Consider the following 12,726-nt stretch of genomic DNA (forward strand, 5'->3'; position numbering starts at 1 on the left):
TGCTCAATACATATTGATTTAAATGTTCTGGATAGTCCTATTACTCATAATCGCGCTATGCGTGTTCCTGCCCAGCCTGTGGGTCAAACATGTGATGGAAAAGTACAGACAACCGGCTGATCGTTATCGCGAGCAGGGAAGTGGCGCTGAACTTGCGCGTCACCTGCTGGATCGCTTCGGTCTGGACGATGTCGGGGTAGAGGAGACTTCTGTCGGTGATCACTATGATCCAGTCGCCAAGGCAGTACGTCTGACGCCAGACAATTATTCAGGCTACTCCCTGACTGCGGTGACCGTGGCCGCACATGAAGTAGGGCATGCCATTCAGGACTCACGTAGCGACGCATTGTTCCTGACGCGGCAGAAACTGGTGAAAGCTGCCGTGGTCGGCGAACGTATTGCCGGCATGATGCTGGTGGCTGCCCCCATTGTCCTGATGCTAACTCGTCTGCCACAGGCGGGAGCTCTAATGATAGTGATTGGTGTTGTTTCAATCGCACTAGGTACCTTGGTGCACCTAGTAACCCTTCCGGTTGAGTTCGATGCCAGTTATGGTAAGGCGTTACCGATGCTGAAGGAAGGTGGCTATCTGCACGATGGTGACCTGAAGCATGCAGAGAAAATTCTCAAGGCAGCGGCGCTGACCTATGTCGCTGCATCGCTGACCAGCTTGTTAAACTTAGGCCGATGGATAGCAGTGTTACGTCGGTAGCAACTGCTTTATCCCAGAGGCTAGCGAGTGCTGTGCCATTAAGCTTAAACGGTACATTTCCATATATAAGCTGACCCGTTACATTCTGGTTTAGTAATATAACGGGCAGGCTTCCAATCATCGACGAACTGACGCGATCTCTCCTTAACTCGGTATATGTATACGAGAAATTAGATAGTCTACTAAACTTCTAAGGTCACTTAGCTAGGAGACATTAGAATGAAAATTAAACTAATACTTGGTGCTGTTTTGTACCTAATGAGCTTTAGCTCACTGTCTAACCCTTATTATCAGATTTTTGTCCATGGTGTACCTATAAGTTGTACGGCATCAAATGGACAGCAAGTTCCATTTTTTGATGACCCTCAATCAGCCCAAGCAGCCATTCAACTTGGTGGTGCACGGGCAGATTTTGTTCCTGGTATGGGATATCGCATTTCTCTGTCCCCCCAGTTTATGAACTCATTGTCTCCGTTAGGGGCTTTATTTACCGTATATCATGAGTGCGCTCATGTGGCTCTTCCTATGGGCGTTGGATTAAATAGCCCGATGCAGGAACGAAATGCAGATTGTTATGCTGTTCAGATGATGCAGGCGCACGGACTAATCAATAACTTCCAGCAGTTCCAGAGTGCAATGTCTGCTATTAGCAAGCATGGAGTTATGGATATAAATAGAGTGAATGCGATGGCGCAATGCTTGTAAACACAATGAAGGACTGATATACCCTCGCTCCCATGCTATGCGTGGGAGTGTATATCGGAGCTGGTTTTAAAGCCTAAACTCAACCCAAAACCAACAGATACATACCTCTATACAACTTGCCAATAGACTGCGAAACCCGATCTAAACAACCTCTGCCTGATTTCTATCAGCAAGTCGAAGACTTTATCCTTAACACTTGAAGCGTTATGCTGCGTATAAAAATGAGGAACAGGATAGTTCTTTAAATAGTTTATTTCTTTGGCTTTAAATGGTTTACAAAGGTTTTTAAGCCGTCAATATGCTCAGCTAAATCCCCTTTTACGCTCCTCCCCATAGCATCTAATATGAAATGAGCGCCTTCAATGCGAGCTAACTTTGCAGCAGGCACAAAGTCGCTATCGCCAGAAATCAAAACAATTTTGTTAGCTAGTTTTTTTAATACTACGCTAGTTATATCTACTCCAAGTTTCATATCAACGCCTTTTTGGCGTGGACGTAACGAGACATTATTTGGGTCGATATCTTTAGGGTCTACTTCACCACGAATTAATTTATTGAAGTTATGAATTATATCCTTGCGGATAAAGCCCCACTCTTTGTCGATAGTGCTCAAGTGTCCCATTCTACATGCAACATATGGTTGGTGTGTTAAAGCTTCATGTAGTGCGTTCTTGTATTTTTTGATATCACTTTTTGTGAAGTCAATTAGCTTGTTCGTAATCGGGTGATGTGCTTTTTGATCTAAAGGAGGGCAGTCATAGAAGTATATACGGTACAACTCTTCACCGTTATTTCTATCTACGTGCTTGATCCAGTAGTGCCACATTTCTTTGGCAAGTTTCTCTGGATTCATATTCATATCTGGATCAATATGAGAAGTAAATATGCGGTTGAAAAAACCTGCGTCGACAAAAATAGCGACTGTTCTACGGGACATGTTAGACCTCATAAATGAAAAAGCCCTTGGGTCGTCACTTCCCGTATTGTGGGAGGAGTCGCCAAAGGCTGTATGTTTGAGGTGCTTTCATATCTTTATATAAACACCTTAGCCTAATCTCAGAATATGTTGCAAGTATGTTTACAAAAATAACGGTCTTCATTTAATCAACGGATGGAGATGATATAGATTACAATTTGAAACTCTAAGAAGTTTTGTGTGGGATCTGATTTGAGATCCTGGGGGCACACATTAAGTACTTAAGAGTGATTTTTGACGCTTGGAATTTTGGGGGCACAATACATAGCCCCAAAGGAGCGACAAACTCCAGTACCCATTCCCACGCTGGAGCGTGAGGAACAATAGGGATATAACCCCCACCTTGCACAATCCCCTACAACCGACTAACGTTAACTATTCGAACCTTTTGAAAATTAAGCAAAATAACCAGTTAATAAGTAGGGCTAAATGGAGTTTATCTGCCGCAGAATTAAGCCGGAAGAGAGCTTGCAGTACCGCCAAATCAGGCTTGAAAGCTTGCGGCTTTATCCTGAGTGTTTTGGCGCTGATTATCAGGCTCAGTCAAAGCTGGAGAAGCTGTTTTTTCAGCAGCAGATAGAGCAGGGCAGTGCTGAGAACATAATGCTTGGCGCATTTACTCAGGATGGCTTAGCCGGCCTTTGTGGAATCGTGTCTGCGGACGATGGGCATAACAAGGTAATTCAGATGTATGTCTCAGCTTCAGCCAGAGGAAAAGGTATTGCTGGCAAGTTACTGGAACTGGCGTTAGAAACCAGTAGCAAGCCACTTGAGTTAACCGTCTACAGGGACAATACTTCAGCAATCAAAAGCTACAAACTTGCCGGTTTTACTGTGCAGGAACAACAGGGGAACGAGCTTATTATGCGCTCCGGCTAGTGATAGATAATCAACAGAGGATTAAGGATATGATCAAACAAGTTGGTAATACACAAATCAGGGAATATCACAAATCAAGCTGTCATTGTGGTGAGGTGGAACTGGAGCTTCACTTGCCTAAAGGAATTGAGAACCCGCGCCGTTGTGACTGTTCAATCTGCCGACGCAAAGGTGCGATTGTCGGTTCGGTAAATCTGGATGGCATTAAGATAGTGAAGGGGCATGACTTCCTAAAGCTTTATCAGTTCAATACTCACACCGCCAGACATTACTTCTGCTCCAATTGCGGTATTTACACCCATCACCAGCGCCGCTCCAATCCCGATGAATACGGTTTTAACTTAGGATGCTTAGAAGGGGTTAACCCGTTTGATTTAGGTGACATTGTCACAAGTGACGGTATTAATCACCCGTCAGATCGTAGCTAAAGCTATTACCCTTGCTAGTTAACAACGCCCGCAGCCCTGCTTTTTGCTTTGAAACTGATAAACATTTCCCCGGCTGTCGATAGAGAAGGTGCAGCACTGGTCAAACAGAGCGTAGAGTGCCTGACGGCTTTTTTGAACCCGCGATTTAAGGGTTGAGTAGTTTATCCCGCTTGTTTCAGCGTACTCTTTCTGTGAAACCCCGTTGATTTCTATAGCGGTAAGCAGGTCGGCATCAGCTTTTGGCAGGGCGCTGATAAAGGGAACTATGCAATCCGATAACTGCTGTGATGCCTGCAATTCTGCCTCTTCATACCATAAATTCTCTGGCTCTAAATCTAGGTTAGGCTTCTTCCTGCGGTAGAAGTCTCGAATGGTGTTACTAGCAATCTGAAACAGCCATGATTTAAGTTTTTTACTGTCGCGTAGCTTGGGCAGGTTGTTGTAGCTTTTGATTAATACTTCCTGCAATAGGTCGTCCACATCGTCCGGATCGGAGATGTTCTTCTGCAAAAACCGTTTCAGGCTGCCCTGATACTCGTGCCAGATATTTTCTACATTCACCTTTGTCGAATCACCTTATTTTGACGGATAAAAGGTGCCCGTTCAGGCACCTGAGTAATACAGGCAGATATTGATGAGCAAACCCTCCCCTGCAGGGATGACGAGGCGGAGCCCCACGGATGGGGTTATGCGTGTTTGTGTTCGATATCTGCCACGTTTGTATATACTGATAAACCGTTAGTTAGCAACAGCTACCTGATTTACAGGCAGAGGTTTCAATATCCTTACCATCTGCAAGAAAAGTATTGGTCAGGTAGAAGTCTTTAAACTTCTGATGAAAATCTGCAGCAACAGATTTTTCCGCCAATCCAGTATCTAGCAATGCTTTCTGCCAAGCCTGAGCTTTTGGAAGGCCGCACAGCATATCGAAACCTGAGTGCTCTTTTACTATAGCAGCACGATGCAGCAGAGGCAGCCAGGCAATATCCACATTGCTCAGGTTATCTGAATTAAAGAATCGCGATGATGACGATAACTGCTTTTCTGCTTTCTCAAACACGTTTCTTAGCTTGGCTTCGCGCTGTTCAAAGGTAGCTTTGTCTTTGCTGCCCATGGTACCGCATTGCGCTAAGTAGTTTTTAGAAGCCATATAGCTCCATGCCCTGTCTATGGCACGTTGTTCATTGCTCACCTCTTCCAGTGCACCGTACTCATCTTGTATGTACTCAATGATGGCATCGGATTCAAACAGCGTGGTTCCGTTTTCTGTAATCAGCAGAGGCACCTGTCCGTGTGGTGATATGTCGAGGAACCACTGAGGCATTTCTTTCAGGCTGATGTATTCGATTTGGTAGGGAACCTGCTTTGCTTCCAGTGCCGCAGTCACCCGCTGAACAAAAGGACAGATAGTAAAGCTGACTATTTTTAACATATGTTTTCTCCTCGGTTTAACTTTTACGCTCGTTTTAGCTTTTAAGCTCATTTTGCTATTTACACCAGTAAGACGAAGGCCGATGGAAAAAGACGAAAGTTTTCTGAAAAAAGTGAAGAAAGTTAAATAACGAAGAGAAGTGGTGCGGTGAATGTGAAAAGGACGGGGAATAGATAAACAGACAAAAGAAACGGCACCTTGTAGGGTGCCGCTTAAGGCAGGTTAGGGCAGATTAGATAGCTTCGCCGTTTACCGTAACCTGAACATCGATATTGCCGCGTACTGCGTTTGAGTAAGGGCAAACCTGATGAGCAACACGGGTAAGTTCCAGCGCTTGTTCCTGTGGCAGTTCCAGCTCAACTGCAAGGCTGACAGTAAGAGCAAAACCACCTTGTTCGTTCGGGCCGATACCCACTTCAGCAGTCACTGGTGCACTGGTCAGTTTTACTTTGCCTTCACGGGCAACGTGAAGCAGGGCGTTAGAAAAACAAGCGGAGTAACCAGCCGCAAATAGTTGTTCAGGGTTAGTTGCAGCACCGCTTCCACCCATCTCTTTCGGGTAAGAAAGTTCTAGATCCAGCAGACCATCGTCTGTTTTTACCTGACCGTTACGTCCTGCCAATGCTGTTGCCTGAGTTGTGTATAGAGCTGCCATAGTCGTTTTCCTTTTGTAAAATAAATTGCGTGCAATTGAATTGCTTGCAATCATATATCGAAGTTAAACTAGTTTGCAACTATATTGTGCACAATTTATTTATTTTTATGAGATCATGGCAATGAGCGCGTGTTATAACGAAAAAGATGATAGCGGTAAAAAACTGAGTCAGGATGAGCAGTTACTGCTGGAAAATCAGGTCTGTTTTCCCCTTTATAGTGCCGCCAATGCGGTGATCCGTGCCTACCGTCCGCTGCTGGACGAACTGGATCTCACTTATTCTCAGTATCTGGTGATGATGGTGTTGTGGCAGCAGGATGGTGCCAGCGTAAAAGAAGTTGGCTTACGTCTGCATCTGGATTCCGGCACCCTTACCCCGCTGCTGAAAAGGCTTGAAGCAAAAGGGTTTGTAACCAGAGGACGCAGCGAAACAGATGAGCGTGTCCGGGTTCTTAACCTGACAGAGCAGGGAAGAGCCCTTAAAGATCGAGCTAAATCCGTACCCGGTGCTATGGCCTGCAAAATCACCCTAGAGCTGGATGAGCTGATCACCCTTAAAACCCTGTGTGAAAAGGTGCTGGATAAGCTGAACTAGGGGATTTTTATAGCTGTAATGGCTAAGGAAATCACCCCGTGATCACCCGGTTCCGCCCTTGCTCTTTGCCCTGATACAGAGCCAGATCTGCCCGTTTTAACAGTTGGTTTCCTGATTCACCTTTCTGGCAGGTTACTACGCCCATACTTGCGGAGGTTGAATAGGGCTCGCTGAAGGATAACTGCTGAATGGTGTTGCGCAGTTTTTCTGCAAGTTCACAGGCTCCGGCTAAGTCGGTGCTCGGGCAGACCACCAGAAACTCTTCGCCGCCCCAGCGGCCGACAAAATCCACTTTTCTGATGGTGTTGCTCAGCGCTGAGGCAACGTCGATCAGGGTCTGGTCTCCCGCCTGATGCCCCCATGTATCATTGATGGACTTAAAGTAATCCAGATCAATAAGGATAAGGGAAAACCCGTGACCGTAGCGGTTAAAGCGGTTTACTTCATCTGTCAGCACCCGATCAATTCTGTGCCGGTTGGATATCTGGGTAAGGGCGTCGGTGACGGAATAGTATTCCAGCTTTTTCTGCGCGGAAATCTCCTGCGCTATCTGCATATAGCCAATTAGTGAGCCATCCTGATCGTATTCGGGCGTGATAATACTTTTCAGCCAGTACTCTGAGCCTGACTTAGTCTGATTATGAAACTCTCCCTGCCATGTTCCTCCGTTGATAATGGTTTCCCAGAGTTTGGCATGCACTTTTGAGTTGGCTTCGCCATGTTTGAGTACATTATGATTTTTGCCGATCAGCTCATTGCGGCTGTACTGAGAAATATCACACATGCGTTCACTTACATGGGTGATTACCCCGTTCGGATCGGTACGGCTGGAAATAACGTGTTCATCCAGATTATGACCTTTACGTTTCAGCTCTTTGTTTGCTTCTGACAAAGACTCTTGCAGGCGGGCAGGAAGCAGGGCGATCAGCCATGAAAGCGGGAATGAGATCAACAGAACAATGCCGGCGATAATCAGCGCAGTAGAGGCGTTATTTTTAGATATCTGTGCCAGCAGTGATTCTCTTGGCTGGAACACCAGTTTTAGTTGCTCATTGTTACCCAGCCACTGCTCCAGTGACAGTTCGTATTGATGTAAATCCGGGTCTGGGTTATGTGGCGCTTTTCTGTCTTGCAGATAGCGACTCCACGCGACCTGATCGTCCGGATGGTGGAGTATTTCGCCATGACCGTCAGCCAGATAGACAGTAAAATCTGGTGATAAGATCAGAAAATCGAGAATATCAGTAACATCAATATTAATAATAAACAGCCCGCGTTTATCGTCACTCATTTCTACCGGAATTGCTGCCCGTATTGTCGGCCGGATAGGTTGTTCAATCACTCCGTTCTCAACATTTAAATCAAGTTTTGAAAACCAGTGCTTATTGAGAGGGTTCTTTATAGCCTGTTTAAAGTAGTAGCGTTCAGACTTGTTCTGAAGCTTATCGTCTGCGACAGTAACCAGTTTACGGCTGCCATCTCTGTCAATACGGATTAACTCTTTTCCGTCAGAGCCAATCAGGCGCACCTGCATATATTCTGGTTCAGCGGTAATGGTGCTTAACATCAGCTCCGTCAGCAATTGCTGATTTTTATCATCCGGATTCGCCAGATACCTTTGAGTAATAGGGTTTTGAGTAACAGAGTCCAGAGTGGCGTCCAGAGAGGCAATAGAGACAGTGAAATACTGCTTTTTTGACTCCATATCGCGCTCATAACGGGAATGCAGTGCATTGTCGATACTCATCACCTGTACCCGGTAATCGATCAGGAAGGTCAGCAGGGCGACAAGGAAACCAAAGCCTACAAAGTAGAAAACCAGTAAAAAGTAGGTTTTACGGCTGTTGTAACCAGCGTGCGGTGCGCTTTGTTGTTCAGGCTTCAAATTGCAGACATCTCAGTGATAAAGTTATTATTATATTAGTAGTTTACTTAATAACTAAGATAGCTGCGCTACTTTTATTCAAACTTCTGCCCTGCAATAACAGTTCGTTTTCACTATAAGGTGATGGAGACGAGGTTATTTCTGCTATTTAAGCCTATTAAGGCTGAACTAACATAAAACAAACAGTGGCAGCTAATGTCGAGCCCAGACAACGGTTAACAATAAGCATCTGTTTCTGCGATCGCAGCAGCTGTTTTAGCACTGAGCCAAAATAAGCCCAAACCAATGTACAGAGGGTCATAACCAGCAAAAATGCCGTAGTAATTGTGACCACCTGAGTCAGATAATCACCTGTGTTGCTGGTGAACTGAGAGAATACCGTCATTGCTGCAATCCATGCCTTAGGGTTGAGTACCTGAATCAGAGTGCCCGACATAAATCCGGAACGGTTTTCGCTACTTTGGTTATCTTCAATGGTTGAACGACTGATTCCCCATGCAATATACAGCAGATAAGCCGCCCCCAGATATTTAAGAGCCATGTACAGTTGCGGGTTATCCGTTAACAGAGTGATAAGTCCTGCGCTGGTTCCGCTAAATACGATCAATACTCCACATGCTGTTCCTGCCACAAACGGCAATGCCGCCAGAAATCCATACCGGTTTGAGATACCCATTAAAGCAAGGTTGCCCGCTCCGGGGGTCAGCGACATAGAGACAGAAAAAAACAGGAAAGCGAGAATAATTTGGCTACTCATGAAAACAGTCCGTTGAAATCAGTTAGGAGTCAGGATCAGTTTAAATAAATAGCCAGAAATTAAATTGCTTTATATGATAAGTTAACGACATGTAAAGAAAGATACTTTCAGGAATCGCCATGGAAAGGAAAGAAAACACTACTGAGGTGCTGGACGAGACAGATTTGACTATGCTCAGGTACATTCAGGACGATGGACGCATAAGTAATAGTAAGCTGTCGGACAAGGTTAACCTGAGTGAGACACCCTGTTGGAGACGATGGAAAAGGCTGGAAGAGTCCGGTTATATCAGCGAGTACTCCGCGGTGCTTGATCGTAAAAAGCTGGGCTATAGCATGATGGGGTTTACTCTGGTGTCGTTGGGAAGTCATGAAATGGAGAACACCGACAACTTTGAGGAGTTTGTCGGATCAATGGACTGGATTCCCATTTGCCACTGTATCGCTGGTGGCGCTGACTATATTGTGCAGATTATTGCTAAGGATCTGGATGAGTATTATGAGCGCATCAGCCAGCTCAGACGCATTAAAGGCGTGAGCGCGCTGCATTCGAATATCTCAGTAAAAGAGATTAAAAACAGCTGTTTTGTTCCTCTGTAATTTAACTGATAAGAGCCCGTTTTATGAGAGTTGAGCCTGTTAGTACTAAGCATGTTGCTGAGTTGTTTGAATTTGAGAAACAAAACAAACTCTGGTTTGAAAAGTTTGTGCCGGCGCGCCCGGCGAGCTACCGGAACCTGATCTCGTTTCGCACAGTGATCTCGGATCTGGTGAAGGAGCAGCAAGCGGGTTGTGGCTTCTTTTTTGTGATTATTCAGGATGAGAAGATTGTCGGCCGCATCAACCTGATAGATGTAGAAGATGGTGAAGCAAGCCTTGGTTACCGGATTGCAGAATCAGTGGCCGGTAAGGGAGTAGCTTCTCAGGCGGTTAAGATGATAAAGACCATTGCCCGGGAAGAGTTAGGCCTGACCTTGCTGAATGCGACCGCCGCCAAGAGTAACCCTGCTTCAGCACGTGTTTTGGAAAAGTCAGACTTTGAGAAGGTTTCTACAGAAAAGTCTTCTATCAAGATTAACGGTGAAGCTTTGATTCTGGACTGCTTTGAACTGAAGTTATAATAAAAAACCAGCCAATTTTGAAGTGGCTGGTTTCTGGTATGCTGCGATTTAACAGGGGTGTTAGATAACACCCAGCTCGCGCAGACGCTCCATCAGATAGCTGTCCGCGGTATAACGCTCAGACAGTACTACTTCCGGTTTTGGATGCAGGAACAGCGGTAGTGAGATACGCGAATGTTCCTGACGCTCACCTGTCGGGTTAATTACCCTGTGAGTGGTGCTCGGGTAGTAACCACCAGATGCTTCCTGCAGCATGTCACCGATATTGATGATCAGGTTACCGAAGTCACAAGGTACATCCAGCCAGTCACCTTCTTTGGTTTTTACCTGTAGCCCCGGTTCGTTAGCGGCAGGCAGTACTGTTAGCAGGTTGATATCTTCATGAGCGGCGGCACGGATTGCTCCCGGTTCTTCATCACCTGTCATCGGCGGGTAATGTAGTACACGAAGCAGAGTCTTATCGCTGCCGTTGATCATCTCAGACAGTGCAATGGAAAACTTCTCCTGAACATCCGCTGGTGCATGCTGTTCTACCCAGCTCAGCAGCTCTTCTGCAAAATCGCTGGCACGCTGATAGTACTCAAGAATCTCTTCTTTTAGCTCTTGCGGGATCTGACCCCAAGGGTAGATGTGGTAATACTCTTTAATATCTTTAACACTGGCGCCTTTGGCCACTTCAGAAACACTCGGCGGGAAGTAACCGTCTTGTGTTTCAACGTTAAAGTGAAACTCATTTTTTCTTTCTGAAGAGAAAAACTCATACCAGTTCTTATAGATAGACTCTACAAGCTCTTTCGGGATCGGGTGGTTTTTAAGGACACCAAATCCAGTCTCTTTTAGTGACTTAACAAACTGCTCTGCTGCATCTTCAGCAAGGTAATCGACGGTTTCCAGTTTCATGACTTTACTTCTATATCTAATTATTAGAATGAAGAATTGTAAAAGTGAGGAAAATGTAAATCAAATTTTAATGAAATGTATCGCAAGGCAAAATTGGAAATTGTGTAGATAGCAACTATTTCAACAGAAATTATATGTGTTCCGCCGATAATCCGGCACGAAAAGCATGTGTTTCTGGCAGGCTTATTGCTTCAATAATTAGCGTAATTGTAATGTGGCAATCTTGCTCACCTCACTAGCGTATAGCTTCTGAATAGCTGTAGGAGGCGTTATGTATAATCGTTCACTTAGCTGGCTTGGCAGTATTGAGATCACTCTTTTCCTTGTGTTTGTATGCTGCATAGGATTGATTCTTTAAAGCGATTAAAGAACTTGACAGGAGTTAAGCAGTTTGCAGAAAGCTGCTTAACATTTCTGGTAATGAATACCGGCACTTTTCTGTTTATCTTTTAGAAAAATTGTTTATTAATTGTAAATAAATAATTTCATTATGCTTTTATAAAGTAAGCATAATGAAATCGTTATTTTATATTTGAAGATATTAAAAGAAGATATAAAAAACAATTCAATTAAATAAACATTATGTCTGAATACCCTAAACTCTCAGCGTCAATAAATCAGATAGGTAAAAACGCTTCAGCTTTGATCGACTCCTGCAATTATTATGGTGTTAAACCCGTTGCAGTTACAAAATTAGTTGGCTCTCAACCAGAAGTTGTTGAGGAATTAGTAAAAAATGGCATAACTATTGTTGCTGATTCCCGATTAAAGAATTTAAAGAAAATACAAAATATTAATGTAGAAAAAATGCTTCTTAGGTTACCTGCATTAAGCGAAGCCGATGATGTCATTCTGTATAGCAATATCTCTTTAAATTCAGAATTCCAAAGTCTTGTTGCGTTATCTGAAGCCGCTATACGTCACAATAGAGTCCACAAAGTTATTGTTATGCATGACCTTGGTGATTTAAGGGAAGGATCATTTAAGGTTGAAACAACTCTGGAGCTAGCATCACTGGCCATTCGCTTAGTTAATATTGAACTTATAGGTATCGGGGCGAACCTTGCCTGTTATGGCGGAGTTGAACCCAGCAGTGCCAATCAGCAAGAACTTGTAAACATAGCAAAACAAATTGAGCAGCGACATGATATCAAGTTGTCGGTTATCTCTGGTGCCAGTTCTGCCGGGCTGCCGCTAATGATGAGCGGCGGGCTGCCCGATGGAGTTAATCAGTTGCGTCTTGGGGCGTCTATCCTGATGGGAATAGGTTTAAACGACGAGCCTGTCCCCGGTACTAGCCAGAATGTTTTTACCCTGAGTGCTGAGATTATTGAAGTCAAAATTAAGCCTTCGGTACCAGAACATTCATCTGCTTTAGATGCGTTTGGAAACGTCCCCATATTTACCGACAGGGGAGAAAGAAAACGTGCGATATGTGCTGTTGGTAAGCAGGATGTTAATTTCGATGAGCTATCTCCGACTGACCAGAAAGCTATTATTATTGGCGGCAGTAGCGATCATTTAATTATCGATGTGGATGATTGCGAATTTGATTATCGTGTTGGAGATATTCTTGAGTTTGAGCTTGGTTATTCAGGTGTTCTCCAATGTATTACTTCAGAATATATAAATAAATCATTTCTAGTATGAGTAATTGATTTTTATTAACGTGAACTTGGATT

The 12,726-nt window shown here is 44.4% G+C and carries 15 protein-coding genes; 8 read left to right on the forward strand and 7 right to left on the reverse strand.

All coding sequences use genetic code 11. The features are described 5' to 3' along the window. The first annotated feature begins 22 nt into the window (after positions 1–22). Both PK654_RS17500 and PK654_RS17505 read left to right on the forward strand, forming a co-directional pair. Positions 23–712 carry a zinc metallopeptidase gene (locus PK654_RS17500; RefSeq protein WP_271700327.1) on the forward strand — a complete coding sequence of 230 codons (690 nt, stop codon included), beginning with the start codon at positions 23–25 and terminating at the stop codon, positions 710–712. 219 nt (positions 713–931) lie between these two features. Beyond that, complete coding sequence (locus tag PK654_RS17505; RefSeq protein WP_271700329.1) at positions 932–1,417, forward strand: hypothetical protein; 486 nt, start codon at positions 932–934, stop codon at positions 1,415–1,417. A 250-nt stretch (positions 1,418–1,667) separates the two neighbouring features. Here PK654_RS17505 and PK654_RS17510 read toward each other — a convergent pair whose 3' ends face one another. Beyond that, positions 1,668–2,354: an NYN domain-containing protein gene (locus tag PK654_RS17510; protein ID WP_271700330.1), complete on the reverse strand. Its 687-nt coding sequence runs from the start codon at positions 2,352–2,354 to the stop codon at positions 1,668–1,670. Positions 2,355–2,822: 468 nt separating this feature from the next. Between PK654_RS17510 and PK654_RS17515 the strand changes: the two genes are divergently transcribed. Both PK654_RS17515 and PK654_RS17520 read left to right on the forward strand, forming a co-directional pair. Further along, positions 2,823–3,272, forward strand: coding sequence for a GNAT family N-acetyltransferase (locus tag PK654_RS17515; RefSeq protein ID WP_271700331.1), 450 nt, complete (start codon positions 2,823–2,825; stop codon positions 3,270–3,272). 29 nt (positions 3,273–3,301) lie between these two features. Beyond that, positions 3,302–3,700 carry a GFA family protein gene (locus PK654_RS17520; RefSeq protein ID WP_271700332.1) on the forward strand — a complete coding sequence of 133 codons (399 nt, stop codon included), beginning with the start codon at positions 3,302–3,304 and terminating at the stop codon, positions 3,698–3,700. 18 nt (positions 3,701–3,718) lie between these two features. Here the strand turns inward: PK654_RS17520 and sigZ are convergent, their stop codons facing one another. The 3 genes from sigZ to PK654_RS17535 all read right to left on the reverse strand — a co-directional run bounded on the left by sigZ (position 3,719) and on the right by PK654_RS17535 (position 5,787). Then, a complete protein-coding gene (gene sigZ, locus PK654_RS17525) occupies positions 3,719–4,261 on the reverse strand; it encodes an RNA polymerase sigma factor SigZ (RefSeq protein WP_271700334.1) in 543 nt (180 codons plus the stop codon). A gap of 181 nt (positions 4,262–4,442) precedes the next feature. Further along, the gene (locus tag PK654_RS17530) at positions 4,443–5,132 is read right to left on the reverse strand and encodes a glutathione S-transferase family protein (protein WP_271700335.1); all 690 of its coding nucleotides are present in this window, start codon (positions 5,130–5,132) and stop codon (positions 4,443–4,445) included. A gap of 232 nt (positions 5,133–5,364) precedes the next feature. Continuing rightward, positions 5,365–5,787 (reverse strand): organic hydroperoxide resistance protein, encoded by a 423-nt coding sequence (locus PK654_RS17535; RefSeq protein ID WP_271700336.1) that lies wholly within the window; start codon positions 5,785–5,787, stop codon positions 5,365–5,367. A gap of 121 nt (positions 5,788–5,908) precedes the next feature. Between PK654_RS17535 and PK654_RS17540 the strand changes: the two genes are divergently transcribed. Continuing rightward, complete coding sequence (locus tag PK654_RS17540) at positions 5,909–6,382, forward strand: MarR family winged helix-turn-helix transcriptional regulator (RefSeq protein ID WP_271700337.1); 474 nt, start codon at positions 5,909–5,911, stop codon at positions 6,380–6,382. 31 nt (positions 6,383–6,413) lie between these two features. On the opposite strand, the gene PK654_RS17545 is transcribed toward PK654_RS17540, so the two are convergent. Further along, positions 6,414–8,267: a sensor domain-containing diguanylate cyclase gene (locus PK654_RS17545; protein ID WP_271700338.1), complete on the reverse strand. Its 1,854-nt coding sequence runs from the start codon at positions 8,265–8,267 to the stop codon at positions 6,414–6,416. Between the two features lie 157 nt (positions 8,268–8,424). Then, the gene (locus PK654_RS17550) at positions 8,425–9,024 is read right to left on the reverse strand and encodes a LysE family translocator (protein ID WP_271700339.1); all 600 of its coding nucleotides are present in this window, start codon (positions 9,022–9,024) and stop codon (positions 8,425–8,427) included. A 119-nt stretch (positions 9,025–9,143) separates the two neighbouring features. On the opposite strand from PK654_RS17550, the gene PK654_RS17555 reads away from it, so the two are divergent. Together PK654_RS17555 and PK654_RS17560 are read left to right on the forward strand one after the other, a co-directional pair. Next, on the forward strand, positions 9,144–9,623 hold the full coding sequence (locus tag PK654_RS17555) for an Lrp/AsnC family transcriptional regulator (protein WP_271700341.1): 480 nt from the start codon (positions 9,144–9,146) through the stop codon (positions 9,621–9,623). Between the two features lie 23 nt (positions 9,624–9,646). After that, on the forward strand, positions 9,647–10,144 hold the full coding sequence (locus tag PK654_RS17560) for a GNAT family N-acetyltransferase (RefSeq protein WP_271700343.1): 498 nt from the start codon (positions 9,647–9,649) through the stop codon (positions 10,142–10,144). A 60-nt stretch (positions 10,145–10,204) separates the two neighbouring features. On the opposite strand, the gene PK654_RS17565 is transcribed toward PK654_RS17560, so the two are convergent. Continuing rightward, entirely contained in the window at positions 10,205–11,044 is an 840-nt protein-coding gene (locus tag PK654_RS17565; RefSeq protein ID WP_271700345.1) for an isopenicillin N synthase family dioxygenase, read from the reverse strand. Between the two features lie 582 nt (positions 11,045–11,626). On the opposite strand from PK654_RS17565, the gene PK654_RS17570 reads away from it, so the two are divergent. Further along, positions 11,627–12,694, forward strand: coding sequence for an alanine/ornithine racemase family PLP-dependent enzyme (locus PK654_RS17570; RefSeq protein ID WP_271700346.1), 1,068 nt, complete (start codon positions 11,627–11,629; stop codon positions 12,692–12,694). The last annotated feature ends 32 nt before the right edge of the window (positions 12,695–12,726 follow it).

Source organism: Vibrio sp. SCSIO 43137, from assembly GCF_028201475.1.
Lineage (GTDB): Bacteria > Pseudomonadota > Gammaproteobacteria > Enterobacterales > Vibrionaceae > Vibrio.